Genomic DNA, 16144 nt, shown 5'->3' with positions numbered 1-16144 from the left:
CGGGGACGCGCGCAGCGCTCGCGCCCCAGGTCGCGGCCGCGATCGCCCGTTCCGACTCGACGGTGCTCGTCGCCGAGGCCGCGGACGGCCGGACGGAGGGCGTGCTGGGCGTCGTCGCGGTCGAGCCGCCGCGGCTGTCGGGCGCGGTCGCCGGGGCGGTCGTCCGCGAGCCGGTCGCCTACATCGTCCTGCTGCACGTCGCCGACGGGGCGCGCGGGGGCGGGCTGGGTGCCGCGCTCGTCGACGCGGCGCTCGCACGCGTGCGGGACGAGCACGGGTGCGACACGGTCGTGCTGCTCCACCACGGCGTCCTCAACCCGCTCTCCGCGCCGTTCTGGGCACGGCACGGCTTCCGGCCGGTGCTCACGACGTGGGAGCTGCCTGTCACCGCGACGCCGTAGCCTGGACCCCATGACCAGCTCCCCGGGCAGCTCATCGAACCCCGGCCCCGTGCCCGGCGGCGGCGCCGCTCCGGACGGCCTCCTCGACCCGGAGGACCCGGCGGCCACGTACGTGCTCGAGCCGGACGTCGTCGCCCCGCTCGTCGCCAGGGTCGTCACGAGCAGCACCGCCGGCGTGCACCGGTCCGTCCTGCCGTTCACGGGCGCGCCGCTCGCGTCGGTCCCCACGTCCTCCGCGGACGACGTCGCCAGCGCGGTCGAGCGGGCGCGCACCGCCCAGCGCGCGTGGGAGCAGGTCCCGGTCGCCCAGCGGGCGCGCGTGCTCCTGCGCTTCGGCGAGCTCGTCCTCGCCGAGCAGTCCGACGGCCTCGACCTCGTCCAGATGGAGTCGGGCAAGTCGCGGCGCAGCGCGTTCGAGGAGGTCGCGGACGTCGCCCTCGTGACCCGCCACTACGCGGTGCGCGGACCGGGCTACCTCGCGGACCGGCGGGTGCCCGGCATGCTGCCGCTGCTCACCGGCACGACGGTGCACCGGCGCCCCGTGGGCGTCGTCGGCGTGATCGCGCCGTGGAACTACCCGCTCACGCTCGCGTTCGCCGAAGCCGTGCCCGCGCTCCTCGCCGGGAACGCGGTCGTCCTCAAGCCCGACCCGCAGACCACGCTCACGGCGCTGTGGGGCGCCGAGCTGCTCGAGCGGGCCGGGCTGCCGTCCGACCTGCTGCTCGTCGTCGCGGGCGGCGGTGACGTGGGCGCGGCGCTCACCGACCTCGTCGACCACGTGGCGTTCACGGGGTCGACGGCGACGGGCCGCCGGGTCGCGGCCCGCGCGGGAGAGCGGCTGATCGGCGCGACGCTCGAGCTGGGCGGCAAGAACCCGCTCTACGTCGCGGCGGACGCGCACGTGGCCACGGCGGCCCGGGGCGCGCTGCGCGCGTGCTTCGGCAGCTCGGGCCAGCTGTGCATCTCGACCGAGCGGCTCGTCCTGCACGAGGAGGTCGCCGACGAGTTCCTCGACACCTTCGTCCCGCTCGTGCGCGCGTTGCGGCTCGGCGCGGGCCTCGACTACTCGGCCGACATGGGGTCGCTCACGTCCCAGGCGCAGCTCGACCGCGTCGTCGAGCACGTCGACGACGCCCTCGCCAAGGGCGCGCGCGTGCTCGCCGGCGGGGTGCACCGCGCCGACATCGGCCCGTGGTTCTACGCGCCGACCGTCCTGGACGACGTGCCCGACGATGCCCTGTGCAGCACCGAGGAGACGTTCGGGCCGGTCGTGTCCGTGCGTCGCGTCGCGGGTGACGACGAGGCGGTGGCGGTCATGAACGACACCGCGTACGGGCTCAACGCGAGCGTGTGGACGCGCGACGTGGCCCGCGGGCGCCGGATCGCCGCGCTGGTCCGGGCCGGCACCGTGAACGTCAACGACGGGTACAGCGCGACGTGGGGCTCGGCGGCCGCGCCCATGGGCGGCATGAAGGCGTCCGGGCTCGGCCGTCGGCACGGCCGCGACGGCATCCTCGCGCTCACCGAGGCGCAGACGGTCTCCGTGCAGCGCGGCGCGAACCAGGGCCTGACGCTCGACCGGCTCTACGAGCTCGGCGGGGAGCTGCCGAGCCGCGTGCTCACGACGGCGCTCGACGCGATGCGCCGGCTGCGCCTGCCCTGACGGCCGCCGGGTCCGGTCGGCGCACGACCGCGTCGAGCAGCGCCTTGACCGCGGCCGGGACCTCGCGCGCCTGGTAGACGACGGGCTTCCACGGCTCCACGCTCTCGGCGCTCACGCCGACCCCGACGGCGTCGAGCCCCGCGACGCGGCACGAGAACAGCGCGCGCGGCAGGTGGTAGCCCTGCGTGACGACGACGGCGTGCGCGAACCCGAACTCGGAGACCGCGCGTGTGCACGTCGCGTGGGTGTCGAAGCCCTGGCGGTCGAGCACGATCGCGTCGTCGGGCACGCCCTGCTCCAGCAGCCACGCGCGCATCGACGCGGGCTCGTCGTAGTCGTCGTGCGCGTCCCCGCTCACGAGGACGACGGGCGCGACGCCGCGCCCGTACAGGTCGGCGGCCGCGTCCAGGCGCCGCCGCAGGTACGTCGACGGCGTGCCGTCGGGGCGCAGCCCCGCGCCCAGCACGACGACGACGTCGCTCGCCGGCACGTCGTCCGGGTCCGCCACGCGAGCCCGGCCGACGCCCTGCACGACGAGGAACGGCACGAGCGAGGCGACCGCGAGACCCGCCGCGCCGAGGGCGAGCGCCCGCCGCGGACGCCGCACGCGCGGGCGACGGGCGGGAGGACGAGAGGGCACGGGCGCGGACGTCTCGGTCACGCGCCGACCCTAGCGAACGGTGGTCTGCCAGCGCTCGGGGCTCGTGCCGCCGGACCGGCCGTGCCGGCACCGTCGTGGTCGCTGCGGGTCAGGCGAGGGCATCGAGCTCGGCCGCGAGATTCGCCCGGGCGCGCGCCTCCCAGCGCTCGGTGGCGAACGGCGTCCGGTAGAGCGGTCCTGCGTCGAGCAGCGAGCGCAGCACCGCGGCGCGCCCGGCGCGGAACGCGCCGTCGGGCACGTGCGCGTACTCCGCCCGCACCTGGCGCACGTAGCGCGCGTACCGTTCGGGCGCCGCGGCAAGGATCGCGAGGTCGGCGTCGGAGACGAGCCCGCCCGCGACGTCGTCGAGCGCGGGGGAGTGGTCCGCGGTCATGAGCACGAGGCGCGCCACCTCGTCGACCACCGCCGCGTCGGCGTGCGGCGCGAGCGACTCGACGGCCAGCGCGGCGGAACGCTCCTCGTCGACGCGCGCCTCGCCGTCGTGCACCGCGTCGTGGAACCAGACCGCGAGCTGCGTGACCGAGGGCGCAGGACGCCCGCGCACGGGAGGCGACGTCGCGGCGTCGGGCACCCCGGCGGGACGACCCTCGAGGAGCGCGAGCGATTCGAGCGCGTGCACGAGGTGCTCGGGCCCGTGGTACACGCGGTGGGGCTCGTGCCACCGCTCGACGAGGTCGACCCCGACGTCGCGCGCCCCGGGCAGCAGCGCGTCCCACCGGGCGAGCAGCGACTCCGCCTTCGCCGCCTTGCGCGCCCGACCGGGCACGCGCAGCCCCGACGCGCCGAGCCGGCGCGCGAGCTCACGCCCGCCGACCGGCACGGCCCCGGCCGCCACGGCCTCGTCGTACCGCTCGGCCGCGACGTCGTAGTGGTCGAGGTCGAACGCGCGCCGGCTCAGCCCGATGATGTCGGCGAACGCATGCAGCTCGGCGAGCGACGCGTCCGACACGAGGTGGCTGAACAGCGTCCCGTGCGCGGGCCAGGCCGGCGGGTCGACGTAGACGGTCACGTCCTGAGCATGCCACCCGTGTGCGGGTACGGGTGCCGGGCGGCCGCCCCTCCGACCACCGCCCGGCATCTCGCGGACGGGTCGCGTGGTGCGAGCGCCCGATCGGGCACGGCCGCCCCGGAGAGTCCCGACCCGGCGCCCACGCCCGCACACCGACGTCAGGACCCGGGGCGCCCGCCCTCGACGACCTCGACGCACTGGCGCGCGATGGCGAGCTCCTCCATGGTGGGGACGACCATGACGAGCGTGCTCGTCCAGTCGGGCGAGACGACGCGCGGCTCGCCGGAGTCGACGGCGTTGCGCGCGGGGTCCACGGCGAGGCCCAGGGGCTCCAGACCCTCGACGACGGCAGCGCGCACGGCGGCGTCGTGCTCGCCGACGCCGGCGGTGAACGCAAGCACGTCGACGCGGCCGAGCACCGCGTGGTACGCGCCGACGTACTTGCGCAGGCGGTGGATGTACACGTCGAACGCCTGCTGGGCGTCGGCGTCGCCGGCGTCGATGAGGCGGCGCAGCTCGCGGAAGTCGTTGACGCCCGACAGCCCCTTGACGCCGGACCGCTTGTTGAACAGGTCGTCGATCTCGTCGATCGTCATCCCGGCGTTGCGCGCGAGGTGGAACACCACGGCCGCGTCGATGTCGCCCGTGCGGGTGCCCATGACGAGCCCCTCGAGCGGGGTCATGCCCATCGACGTGTCGACCGCGACGCCGCCGCGCACGGCCGACGCCGACGCCCCGTTGCCGAGGTGCAGCACGATCGTGTTGAGACCCTCGATGCGCCGCCCGAGGACGCGCGCGACCTTGCCCGACACGTACTGGTGGCTCGTGCCGTGGAACCCGTACCGCCGCACCCCGTGCTCCTGGGCGACGGCGCGGTCGAGCGCGTACGTCGAGGCGGAGTCGGGGAGCGACGAGAAGAACGCGGTGTCGAACACGGCGACGTGCGGGACGTGGGGCAGGAGCTGGCGTGCGACGCGGATGCCGGTGACGTTCGGCGGGTTGTGCAGCGGCGCGAGCGGGGACAGCTCGTCGATCTGCCGCTCCACGTCGTCGTCCACGAGCACGGGCTGCGAGAACACGGCGCCGCCGTGCACGACGCGGTGGCCCACGGCGTACACGTCGGCGTCGGACAGCTTCGGCCCGATCTCGTCGAACAGGGCGAGCGCGATGCGCAGCGCCTCGCCGTGGTCGGCCACCGGCTGCTCGCGCGACGTCGTGTTGCCCGCGAAGCGGTGCTTGACGATGCCCGACTCCTCGCCGATCCGCTCGATCGTGCCGGCGGCGATCGCCTCGCCGCCGACCGGGTTGACGAGCTGGTACTTCAGCGACGACGAGCCGGAGTTCATGACGAGGACCGAGCCGTGCGCCCCGTACGCGCTGTAGGGGTTGGGGCGCTCGCCCTCGGGCAGGATCGTCATGACGGGGCTCCCTGGGAGACGGGGTTCGTGGAGGTCGCTGCGTCGGCGCCCGCGTCCGGGGCGGCCGCGGCGGCGGTCGCCTGCGCCTGGATCGCGGTGATGGCGACGGTGTTGACGATGTCCTGCACGAGCGCGCCGCGCGACAGGTCGTTCACCGGCTTGTTGAGGCCCTGCAGCACGGGGCCGATCGCGACGGCGCCCGCGGAGCGCTGCACGGCCTTGTACGTGTTGTTGCCCGTGTTGAGGTCCGGGAAGATGAACACGGTCGCGCGGCCCGCGACGTCCGAGCCGGGCATCTTCGACGCCGCGACGGACGCGTCCACGGCGGCGTCGTACTGGATGGGTCCTGCGACGAAGAGGTCGGGGCGGCGCTCGCGGACGAGCTCCGTGCCGCGCCGGACCTTGTCGACGTCCGCGCCCGAGCCGGACTCGCCGGTCGAGTAGGACAGCATCGCGACCCGCTGGTCGACGCCGAACTGCGCGGCCGTCGCCGCCGAGGAGATGGCGATGTCGGCGAGCTGCTCGGCGGTCGGGTCCGGCATGACGGCGCAGTCGCCGTACACGAGCACGCGGTCCTGCAGGCACATGAGGAACACCGAGGACACGACCGAGACGCCGGGCTGCGTCTTGATGATCTCGAACGACGGCTTGATGGTGTGGGCCGTCGTGTGATTCGCGCCCGACACCATGCCGTCCGCGAGGCCGAGGTGGACCATCATCGTGCCGAAGTACGACACGTCCTGGACGCGCTCGCGCGCCTCCTCGACGGTGACGCCCTTGTGCGCGCGCAGCCGGGCGTACTCGACGGCGAACCGCTCGACGAGCTCCGGGTCGTGCGGGCTGAGGACCGTCGCGGCGTCGATGTCGAGGCCGAGCTCGGCGGCGCGGGCGCGCACGCGCGCCTCGTCGCCGAGGATCGTCAGGTCGGCGACCTGGCGGCCCAGCAGGGTGGACGCCGCGCGCAGGATGCGGTCGTCGTCGCCCTCGGGGAGCACCACGCGCCTGCGGTCGGCCCGCGCGCGCGACAGCAGCTCGTACTCGAACATGAGCGGGGTGACGACCTCGGGCCGCGGCACGTCGAGACCCGCGAGGAGCTCGGCGCCGTCGACGCTCTGCTCGAACAGCGCGAGCGCGGTGTCGACCTTGCGCTGGGCGTCCTTCGTGACGCGGCCGCGCGCCCGGGCCGCGGCGCTCGCGGTCCGGAACGTGCCGAGCTCGGTGCGGATGATCGGCAGGCTCGGGTCGAGGTCCGCGACGAGCCGCGCCGTGGACTCCGGCGGGAAGAACCCGCCGTTGAGCACGACGCCGGCCAGCGACGGGAAGCCGGACGCCGAGTGCGCGGCGAGGAGGCCGATGAGGATGTCGACGCGGTCCCCGGGCGTGATGACGACCGCGCCGTCCGTGAGGCGGTCGAGCAGGTGCTCGAACGACATGGCGCCGACGAGCAGGTCGGTCGCCTCGCGGGCGAGCAGCGCCTCCTCGCCGAACGCGAGCGTGCCGCCGACGGCCTCCATGAGCGCGCGGACGGTGGGCGCGTCGAGGAACGGGTCCTCCGGCACGGCCCAGCCGGGCAGCCGCCGGTCGTCCGGGCCTGCGGCGGGCGCGACCGACGGCGTGCCCGCGTCGTCCGCGTGCGGGGCGCCGTCCGGGCCGAGCGTGCCGAGGAGCGCGCGGACCGTGTCGAGGTCCTCGGGCCGCACGCGGTTCGCCACGACGGCGATGGGCTGCGCGTGCTGCGACCGCAGCTCGGCGACGCTCACCTCGACGAGGTTGCCCACGGCGTCGGGCGTGCGGTCCTTGCCCGAGACCACGAGGAGCACGGGCGCCCCGAGGTTCGCCGCGACGCGCGCGTTGAACGACAGCTCGGTGGGGCCGGCGACGTCCGTGTAGTCCGTGCCGACGACCACGACGAAGTCGCACGCGCTCGCGACCTCGTGGTAGCGGGCGAGGATGCGCGCGAGCGCCGCCTCCGGGTCGGCGTGGACGTCCTCGTACGTGACGCCGATCGCCTGCTCCGCGGTGAGGTCCACGCCGTCGTGCGCGAGCAGCAGCTCGAGCACGTAGTCCTGGACGTCAGGCCCCGCGGCGCGCGTGACGGGGCGGAACACCCCGACCCGCTGGACCTTGCGGGCCAGCAGGTCGAGGACTCCCAGCGCGATCGTGGACTTGCCCGTCTCGCCCTCGGGCGAGGCGATGTAGATGCTCCGAGCGGGGCCGCTCACTCGTTGTCTCCTCCGGTGTCCTGCGCGGCGGCGGTGCCGCCGTTGTACTGCGGGCCGCCCTCTTCCGTCCCGGTCTCGCCCACGTCGGGCCAGACCCAGTCCCGCACCTCGGGGATGTCCTCCCCGTGCTCGCGCGTCCACTGGCGGGCGCGCAGGCGGGCGTCGACCATCCGCTGCCGCAGCCCGGCGGCGCGCGAGCGCAGCGACGGGACGCGGTCGATGACGTCGATCACGAGGTGGTAGCGGTCGATGTCGTTGAGCATCGCCATGTCGAAGGGCGTCGTCGTGGTGCCCTCCTCCTTGTACCCGCGCACGTGGATGTTCGGGTGGTTCGTGCGGCGGTACGTGAGGCGGTGGATGAGCCACGGGTAGCCGTGGTAGTTGAAGATCACCGGCTTGTCCGCGGTGAACAGGGTGTCGAAGTCCTTGTCCGACAGCCCGTGCGGGTGCTCCTTCTCGTCCTGCAGGCGCATGAGGTCGACGACGTTCACGACGCGGACCTTGAGCTCGGGCAGGTGCGTGCGGAGCATGTCGGCGGCGGCCAGGACCTCGAGCGTCGGCACGTCGCCCGCGCACGCGAGCACGACGTCCGGGTCCTCGCCCTCGACCTCGCTGCCGGCCCACTCCCAGATGCCGAGGCCGCGCGTGCAGTGCGCGATCGCGTCGTCCATGGACAGGAACTGCGGAGCCGGCTGCTTGCCCGCGACGACGACGTTGACGTACTGGCGCGAGCGCAGGCAGTGGTCGTACGTCGACAGGAGCGTGTTCGCGTCCGGCGGCAGGTAGACGCGGACGATCTCGGCCTTCTTGTTGACCACGTGGTCGATGAAGCCCGGGTCCTGGTGCGAGAAGCCGTTGTGGTCCTGGCGCCACACGTGGCTCGACAGCAGGTAGTTCAGGCTCGCGACCGGCCGCCGCCACGGGATGTGGTTGGTGACTTTGAGCCACTTGGCGTGCTGGTTGACCATCGAGTCCACGATGTGGATGAACGCCTCGTAGCTCGTGAACAGGCCGTGCCGCCCGGTGAGCAGGTAGCCCTCGAGCCAGCCCTGGCACTGGTGCTCCGACAGCATCTCCATGACGCGCCCGGCGCGGGCGAGGTGCTCGTCGACGTCGGGCCCGTAGAAGTCGGCGTTCCACTGCTTGTCCGTCGTCCCGTACACCGCCTGGAGGCGGTTCGACGCGACCTCGTCCGGGCCGAAGATCCGGAAGTTGTCCGGGTTGAGGCGCACGACGTCGTTGAGCCACTGCCCGAGCACGCGCGTCGCCTCGGCGACGGTGCTGCCGGGGCCGGAGACGTCGACGCCGTAGTCGCGGAAGTCGGGCAGGCGCAGGTCCTTGAGGAGCAGGCCGCCGTTCGCGTGCGGGTTGTCGCTCATGCGCAGCGAGCCCGCCGGGGCGAGCGCCGCGACGTCGTCCACGAGCCGGCCGTCCTCGTCGAACAGCTCCTGCGGGCGGTACGACCGGAGCCAGTCCGTGAGCACCTCGAGGTGCTCGGGGGTGTCGCGCGCGCTCGCGAGCGGGACCTGGTGCGCGCGCCAGGAGTCCTCGGTCTTCTTGCCGTCGATCTCCGGCGGGCAGGTCCAGCCCTTGGGGGTGCGGAAGACGATCATCGGCCACGCGGGGCGCTCGTCGCTGCCCTCGTGAGCCTCGGCCTTGATGCGCGCGATGTGGTTGAGCACCTCGTCGAGGAGCTCCGCGAAGCGCCGGTGCGCCTCCATCGGGTCCTCGCCGTCGAAGCCGCCGGTGAAGAAGTACGGCGTGTGGCCGTAGCCGATCATGAGGTCGCGCAGCTCGTCGTCGCTGATGCGCGCGAGCACCGTGGGGTTGGCGATCTTGTACCCGTTGAGGTGCAGGATCGGCAGCACGACGCCGTCGTTGCGCGCGTTGACGAACTTGTTCGAGTGCCAGCTCGTGGCGAGCGGGCCGGTCTCGGCCTCGCCGTCGCCGACGACGGCCGCGACGAGCAGGTCCGGGTTGTCGAAGGCCGCGCCGTACGCGTGGGACAGCGCGTAGCCGAGCTCGCCGCCCTCGTGGATCGAGCCCGGGGTCTCCGGGGCGACGTGGCTGGGGATGCCGCCCGGGAAGGAGAACTGGCGGAACAGGCGCCGCATGCCCTCGGTGTCCTGCGTGACGTCGGAGTAGACCTCCGAGTACGTGCCCTCGAGGTAGGCGTTGGCGACGAGGCCGGGCCCGCCGTGCCCCGGGCCCGCGACGTAGATCGTGGACTGTCGGCGCTGGGCGATCGCGCGGTTGAGGTGGGCGTAGAGGAAGTTCAGGCCGGGCGTCGTGCCCCAGTGCCCGAGCAGGCGTGGCTTGACGTCCTCGCGCGTCAGCGGCGTGCGCAGCAGCGGGTTCGCGAGCAGGTAGATCTGGCCGACGGACAGGTAGTTCGCGGCACGCCACCACGCGTCGACGCGGCGCAGCGTGTCGTCGTCGAGGGGCGCGACCTCCGCGGTGCGCCAGGCGGTGGTCTCGGTGGCGGTGGTCGTGCTCATCTCACGCTCCTGCGAGAAGGGGTTTCGCGGACGACTACGGCTTCATACAACCGCATGCCAGTGGCCGCTGCACGAGGTTCCCCGACGCGGCAGGGTGTGACGTGCGTCGTCAGGGCCAGAAGAGGACGAAGGTCCCGCGGCCCCGCCCCGAGCGCGGGACCTCGGGCGGTGGGCACGGCGGCGATCGGCGGGCGACGCGACCGATTCGGGCGGGACCGCCCCGCGCGGCTACCGTGGGGCTCGTGCCCGAGACCCCCGCCCGTCGTTCGTTCTGGGCGGTCGCCCGCCAGCCCCGGATGATCGGGCTGCTCGTGCTGTTCCTCGCGGCCGCGGCGGTGTGCGCCCGGCTCGGCGTGTGGCAGCTGGACCGGGCGCAGCAGCGCGCCGACCTCGCCGCGCAGCAGCAGGCCGTGGAGGCCGAGGCCGAGGGTCCGGAAGGGATCGGCGTGCTGCTCCCGCCGCAGACGACGTTCCCCGGCGAGCTCGTGGGCCGGCAGGCGTGGGTCGAGGGGGAGTACGAGCCGGCCGACCAGCTCCTCGTGGCGGGTCGCGCGCTCGACGGCGAGGAGGGCTACCTGGTCCTCACGCCGCTGCGCGTGACCGACGACGGGACCGGTGGGGCGTCGTGGGCCGACCTGTCCGGCGCACCGGTGCTGCCCGTCGTGCGCGGCTGGGTCCCCACGCCCGACGCGGGTGCGGCGCTCGAGGTCCCGGACGGCGTCGTACGCCTCACCGGGTACCTGCAGGCGTCCGAGGCCGCGGGCGAGGCGGAGCTGCCCGCGGGCCAGACCGACTCGATCGCGACCGGCGCGCTCGTCAACGACTGGGGCGGGCCGATCTACTCGGGCTACCTCGTGCTCATCTCGTCCGACCCGCCGCAGACCCCCGCCGCGGAGGGCGGCCCCGGGCTGCTGCCGCGGCCGACGATCGAGGGCGGCACGGGCCTGAACCTGCAGAACGTGTTCTACGCGCTGCAGTGGTGGGTCTTCGGCGGGTTCGCGGTCCTGCTGTGGCTGCGGCTGGTGCGCGACGAGGTCGCGGGCGGCAGGCGGCGCGGGCGCGGCGAGGACGCGGGCATCGCCGGCCTGCCCGCCTCGACGCCGTCGGAGTGAGCCGCCTCGACGTCGGGGTGAGGCACGGCCCCGTCCCGGCGGGACGGGGCCGTGCGGCCTACTCCTGCTGCCAGGAGTGCCACAGGCGCGCGTAGTCGCCGCCCGCCGCGACGAGCTCGTCGTGCGGACCGATCTCGCTGATGCGTCCGCCGTCGACCACGGCGACCCGGTCCGCGTCGTGCGCGGTGTGCAGCCGGTGCGCGATCGCGACGACCGTCCTGCCCTCGAGCACCGCGTTGAGCGAGCGCTCGAGGTGCCGCGCGGCGCGCGGGTCGAGGAGCGACGTCGCCTCGTCGAGCACGAGCGTGTGCGGGTCGAGCAGCACGAGCCGGGCGAGCGCGACCTGCTGGGCCTGCGCGGGCGTCAGGGCGTGCCCGCCCGACCCGACCTCCGTGGCGAGGCCGTCGGGCAGCCCGTCCGCCCAGCCGAGCGCGTCGACCGCGCCGAGCGCCGCGCGCAGCTCCTCCTCGCTCGCGTCGACCTTGGCGAGCCGCAGGTTCTCGGCGAGCGTGCCGACGAACACGTGGTGCTCCTGCGTGACGAGCGCGACCTGGCGCCGCAGCTCCTCCAGCGGCAGGTCGACGAGCCGCACGCCGCCCACGCGCACCGTGCCGGCGGTGGGCGGGTGGATGCCGGCCAGCATGCGCCCGAGCGTCGACTTGCCGGCGCCCGACGGCCCGACGACGGCGAGCCGCTCGCCCGGCGCGAGGTCGAGCGAGACGCCGTGCAGGACCGGGTGGCCTGCGCGGTAGGCGTACTCGACGTCGCGCGCGACGACGCGGTCGTCGACGGGCTGCTCGTCCGTCGCGGTGCGGTCCGTGGAGACCTGCGAGACCCCGACGATGCGCGCGTAGGACGCCGCCGCGACCTGGATCTCGTCGAGCCAGAAGATGAGGTTCCACACCGGGCCCGCGAGCTGGAACGCGTACGTCGTGACGGCCGCGACCGCGCCGAGCGTCGTCTGGCCCTGCGCGAGGAGCCACGCCCCCCACACGAGCGCCGCGACCGGCGCGATCGCGATGGCGAGGTCGATGCCGGGGAACAGGACGGTGCGCAGGCCCAGGGTGTAGCGCTCGGCCGCGAACGCCTCGGCGAGGTCCGCGCGCACGCGGGCCTTCCGGTGCTCCGCGAGGGACAGGGCGTCGACTGTCCGCGCGCCCTCCACGCTCTCGGTGATCGTGCCGTTGAGCGTCGCGTACGCCGCGGCCTCGCGCTGGTAGCCCGCCGACGCGCGCCTCAGGTACCACCGCGCCACGACGACGAGCAGCGGCACGCCCACGAACAGCGCGAGCGCGACGAGGGGCGCGACGACGAGCGACGCGACGACCGTGAGCACGAGCGTCACGACCGCGACGAGCAGCTGCGGGACGCCGAACCGCACGGCGTGCTGGATGCGGTCGACGTCGTTCGTGGTGCGCGCGACGAGGTCGCCCGTGCCGGCGCGCTCGACGGTCGACAGGGGCAGGGACGTCACGGTGCCGACGAGCTCCTCGCGCAGGTCCGCGAAGACCGTCTCGCCGAACACCATGGAGATGCGCTGGGCGTACCGCCGCAGCACCGCCTGCGCGACGACCGCGACCGCGCCGACGACGACGACCGTCGTCACGTAGGTCGACGTCGTGCCCGTCGTCACGGCGTCGACGAGCCGACCGAGGAGCCAGGGCCCGACGAGCCCGGCGACGGCCGCGAGCGTGTGCAGCACGGCGACGGCCCACAGGGTGCGCCGGTGGCGCGAGAACAGCCGCGCGGCGGCGGCGCGGACGGCGGGGCCGTCGGCGACGGGGAGCCTCATGCCGGGTCTCCTTCGGGGACGGCGGTGCCGGCCGCGGCGGCCAGGACGGGGGAGGGCGTGTCGTCGAGCGAGCGCCCGACGACCCGCAGGTAGCGGGCGGCGTCGTCCTCGGGGGAGACGCCGTCCGCGTGGGCGCGCGCGACGAGGTCGCGGTGCGCGCCGCGCGCCGTGACGCGGCCGCCCTCGAGGAGGAGGACCTCGTCGACCTGCTCGAGCACGAGGGGGGAGGCCGTCACGACGAGCGTCGTGCGCCCGCGCCGGGCCTCCGCGAGGCGGGCGGCGATCCGCGCCTCGGTGTGCGCGTCGACCGCGCTCGTCGGCTCGACCAGGACGAGGATCTCGGGGTCCGTGAGCAGCGCGCGGGCGAGCGCGACGCGCTGCCGCTGGCCGCCGGACAGCGAGCGGCCCTTCTCGGGCAGCTCGCCGTCGAGGCCGCCGGGGACGGAGTCGAGGACGTCGTGCGAGTCGGCGGTCGTCACGGCCGCGAGCACCCGCTGCTCGTCGGCGCGGCCGCGCGGGTCGAGCTCGTCCCGCAGCCGCCCGGAGAACAGCTGGGGCGTGGCCTCGGCCACGACGACCCGGCGCCGCAGGGCGTCCTTGTCGAGCTCGGCGAGCAGCGTCCCTCCGAGGCGCACGGGCGTGGCGGCCTCGGCCGCGTCGTCGAACCGGCCGAGACGCGTGGCGACGGCGGCCGACGCGTCCGGGTCGGCGCAGACGAGCGCGACGAGACGCCCGGGCTCGAGCACGAGGCCGCTCGCCTCGTCGACGAGCGGGCTGCCCTCGGCGGGCATGGGCGCCGTGGCCGGACGGGCGCCCGCAGCCGGCACGACCGCGAGCACGCGCACGATCTTGCGCGCCGCGACGTGCGCGCGCGTCGCGATGTTGAGCATCTGCGTCGCGACCTGCAGCGGCCAGCCGAGGAACGCGGCGTACCCGTAGAAGGCGACGAGCTGGCCGGGCGTGATGTCGCCGCGCAGCGCCGCCGTCGCGCCGAGCCAGACGACGAGGACGACGAGCAGGCCCGGCAGGAGCACCTGGAGGGCGTCGAGCGTGGCCTGCGTGTGCGCGACCTTGACGCCCGCCGAGCGCACCGACTGCGACTGACGCGCGTACCGGCCGACGAAGACGCCCTCGCCGCCGATGCCGCGCAGGACGCGCAGGCCCGAGACGGTGTCCGCGCCGAGCGTCGTGAGCCGGCCCTGCGCCTCGCGCTGGGCCGCCTGGCGCTGCTGCAGCGGCTTGACGAGCAGGGCCAGCACCGCGGCGACCGCGGGCAGGCCGAGCACGACGACGAGCCCGAGCTGCAGCGACGTCGAGAGCATGATCACCGCGACGACGACGTACGCCCCCAGCGCGCCGAGGAACTGGCCCATGAGCGAGAACAGCTGGCCGACGCGCATCGCGTCGCTCGCGACGGTCGACACGACCTCGCCCGTGGGCAGCTCCTCGGTGATCGCGTCCCCCGAGCGCGCGGTCACGTCGCCCACGAGCTGCGACGTCGTGAGCGCCGAGCGGAGCCAGTTCGCGACGTCGAAGCGGTGCTGCGTCACTCCCGTCACGACGATGCCGAGACCGAGGGCGAGGAGCAGGCCCGCCCACCGGAACAGGTCCGGCCCGAACCCGGACGACAGACCCTCGTCGAGCGCGCGGCCCAGCATGTACGGCTGCAGCGCCTGGCACGCGAAGTTCGCGAGGCCGAGCAGGACGGCGGCCGTGAGGACCGTCCACTGGCGCCGCGCGAGCCACAGCAGGTAGCGCGTGGGTCCGCGCAGGTCGGGGGTGCCCGGGTCGGGGAGGGGGAGGGGGCGCACGGTGTTCTACCCTAGGTTCGGCGTGCGACACGGGGCCATGCATTTGCGCGGCAGGCACCTGCCGACGGAGCGTCTCCTGGCAGGTTTCTCCGGCAGGCTCGTCCCGGCGCGGCGCCCGCCGCGACGTCGGCGCGAGCCCGGAGTGAGGAACACACCTGCCATGACCACCCCCGAACCCGCCACGGACCACTCCGCGCCCACCGCGAGCACCGAGGCGGCACGCACCGCCATCCGCAAGGCGCGCGGCGCGCTGGCGCGGTACCGCGCCCTCGCGATCGTCACGGGAGTCATGCTGCTGATCCTGTGCGCCGAGATGCTCATGAAGTACGTCTTCCGCGTCGGGGACGACGTCATGCAGCACCTCGAGTGGATCCCCTTCGCGCACGGCTGGATCTACGTCGTCTACCTCGTCACGGTGCTCGACCTGTGGACGAAGATGCGCTGGGGCTGGGGCCGCCTCGCGACGATGGTCTTCGCGGGCGTCGTGCCGGTCATGTCGTTCGTGCTCGAGAAGAAGGTGCACGCCGAGGCCGAGGCGAAGCTCGCCGGCCTGGAGGAGCGGTACGCGTCGTGACGTCCGCGGGCGCCCCTGACCGCGCACCGGCGGCACCGCCGCGGCTCGCGCCGCTGGTCGCGCCCGGCCGCGAGCTCACGACCGAGGAGCTCGAGCGGTACGCCCGGCATCTGTCGCTGCCGGGCGTCGGGCCCGAGGGGCAGCGTCGTCTCGCCGCGGCGCGCGTGCTCGTCGTCGGCGCGGGCGGCCTCGGCAGCCCCGCCCTGCTGTACCTGGCCGCGGCGGGCGTCGGCACGATCGGGATCGTCGACGACGACGCGGTCGACACCTCCAACCTCCAGCGCCAGGTGATCCACGGCGGCGCCGACGTCGGCCGCCGCAAGGTCGACTCCGCGCGCGACGCGATCGGCGACGTCAACCCGCACGTGCGCGTCGTCGCGCACCCCGTGCGGCTCGACGCGGACAACGCGCTCGACGTGCTGCGCGGCTACGACGTCGTGCTCGACGGTGCGGACAACTTCCCCACGCGCTACCTCGTCTCGGACGCCGCGGAGGTCCTCGGCATCCCGGTGGTGTGGGGATCGATCTACCGGTTCCAGGGCCAGGTGAGCGTGTTCTGGGGTCGGCCGCGGTTCGCGTCCGACCCTGCCGCCGACGTCGACGCCCCGGGTCGGGACGCCGGCGCGGCGCCGCGCGGGGTGACGTACCGCGACGTCTTCCCGGTGCCGCCGCCCCCGGGCGCGGCGCCCGACTGCGCGACCGGCGGGGTCCTCGGCGCGATGTGCGGCACGGTGGGCTCGGTCATGGCGACCGAGGCGCTCAAGCTGGTCACCGGCGCGGGGACGACGCTGCTCGGGCGCCTCGCCGTCTACGACGCGCTCGACCTCACGTGGCGCCAGCTCGCCGTCCGGCCCGACCCGACGCGCGCACCCGTCACGGAGGTGCTCGCGGGCGACGACGCGTACGCGGTCTTCTGCGGCCTCGCCCCGGCAGACCGGGCGTTCGCGGGCACCGCCGGCGCCGCCGCGGACGGCGCGTCGGGC

Annotated in this window: 12 protein-coding genes; 5 read left to right on the top strand and 7 right to left on the bottom strand. The window is 74.8% G+C overall.

Translation table 11 applies throughout. The features are described from left to right. Together JZ5iCDA_RS09765 and JZ5iCDA_RS09760 are read left to right on the top strand one after the other, a co-directional pair. Window positions 1-401: GNAT family N-acetyltransferase (locus tag JZ5iCDA_RS09765; RefSeq protein ID WP_139123053.1), on the top strand; the 401-nt coding region annotated here is incomplete at its 5' end. Between the two features lie 10 nt (window positions 402-411). Next, complete coding sequence (locus JZ5iCDA_RS09760; RefSeq protein WP_083259858.1) at window positions 412-2064, top strand: succinic semialdehyde dehydrogenase; 1653 nt, start codon at window positions 412-414, stop codon at window positions 2062-2064. Here JZ5iCDA_RS09760 and JZ5iCDA_RS09755 read toward each other — a convergent pair. The 5 genes from JZ5iCDA_RS09755 to JZ5iCDA_RS09735 all read right to left on the bottom strand — a co-directional run bounded on the left by JZ5iCDA_RS09755 (window position 2021) and on the right by JZ5iCDA_RS09735 (window position 9872). Next, window positions 2021-2725 (bottom strand): SanA/YdcF family protein, encoded by a 705-nt coding sequence (locus JZ5iCDA_RS09755; protein WP_253182038.1) that lies wholly within the window; start codon window positions 2723-2725, stop codon window positions 2021-2023. The two genes, JZ5iCDA_RS09760 and JZ5iCDA_RS09755, sit on opposite strands and share 44 nt — an antisense overlap. A gap of 88 nt (window positions 2726-2813) precedes the next feature. Further along, window positions 2814-3734, bottom strand: a complete 921-nt coding sequence (locus JZ5iCDA_RS09750; RefSeq protein ID WP_069386995.1) for a DUF4031 domain-containing protein — start codon at window positions 3732-3734, stop codon at window positions 2814-2816. Window positions 3735-3892: 158 nt separating this feature from the next. Continuing rightward, entirely contained in the window at window positions 3893-5152 is a 1260-nt protein-coding gene (locus JZ5iCDA_RS09745) for an acetate/propionate family kinase (protein ID WP_069386994.1), read from the bottom strand. Then, entirely contained in the window at window positions 5149-7374 is a 2226-nt protein-coding gene (gene pta / locus JZ5iCDA_RS09740; protein WP_069386993.1) for a phosphate acetyltransferase, read from the bottom strand. Before pta ends, JZ5iCDA_RS09745 begins: the two co-directional genes overlap by 4 nt. After that, window positions 7371-9872, bottom strand: a complete 2502-nt coding sequence (locus JZ5iCDA_RS09735) for a phosphoketolase family protein (RefSeq protein ID WP_069386992.1) — start codon at window positions 9870-9872, stop codon at window positions 7371-7373. Before JZ5iCDA_RS09735 ends, pta begins: the two co-directional genes overlap by 4 nt. A 242-nt stretch (window positions 9873-10114) precedes the next feature. On the opposite strand from JZ5iCDA_RS09735, the gene JZ5iCDA_RS09730 reads away from it, so the two are divergent. Next, the gene (locus tag JZ5iCDA_RS09730; RefSeq protein ID WP_253182037.1) at window positions 10115-10984 is read left to right on the top strand and encodes an SURF1 family protein; all 870 of its coding nucleotides are present in this window, start codon (window positions 10115-10117) and stop codon (window positions 10982-10984) included. Between the two features lie 58 nt (window positions 10985-11042). On the opposite strand, the gene JZ5iCDA_RS09725 is transcribed toward JZ5iCDA_RS09730, so the two are convergent. Next, the gene (locus JZ5iCDA_RS09725; RefSeq protein WP_069386991.1) at window positions 11043-12776 is read right to left on the bottom strand and encodes an ABC transporter ATP-binding protein; all 1734 of its coding nucleotides are present in this window, start codon (window positions 12774-12776) and stop codon (window positions 11043-11045) included. After that, on the bottom strand, window positions 12773-14587 hold the full coding sequence (locus tag JZ5iCDA_RS09720) for an ABC transporter ATP-binding protein (RefSeq protein WP_069386990.1): 1815 nt from the start codon (window positions 14585-14587) through the stop codon (window positions 12773-12775). The genes JZ5iCDA_RS09725 and JZ5iCDA_RS09720 overlap by 4 nt, the downstream gene beginning before the upstream one ends. A 160-nt stretch (window positions 14588-14747) precedes the next feature. Here JZ5iCDA_RS09720 and JZ5iCDA_RS09715 point away from each other — a divergent pair, with 160 nt between their 5' ends. Then, window positions 14748-15161 (top strand): DUF3817 domain-containing protein, encoded by a 414-nt coding sequence (locus JZ5iCDA_RS09715; RefSeq protein WP_069386989.1) that lies wholly within the window; start codon window positions 14748-14750, stop codon window positions 15159-15161. Beyond that, window positions 15158-16144, top strand: a 987-nt coding sequence (locus tag JZ5iCDA_RS09710; protein ID WP_139123052.1) for a ThiF family adenylyltransferase, incomplete at its 3' end; no start/stop codon positions are given. The genes JZ5iCDA_RS09715 and JZ5iCDA_RS09710, both read left to right, overlap by 4 nt.

It is taken from the genome of Cellulosimicrobium cellulans (genome assembly GCF_001722485.1).
GTDB lineage: Bacteria > Actinomycetota > Actinomycetes > Actinomycetales > Cellulomonadaceae > Cellulosimicrobium > Cellulosimicrobium cellulans_A.
Note: the sequence above shows the minus strand (reverse complement) of the source record. Positions and strands in the feature narration are given on the sequence as shown.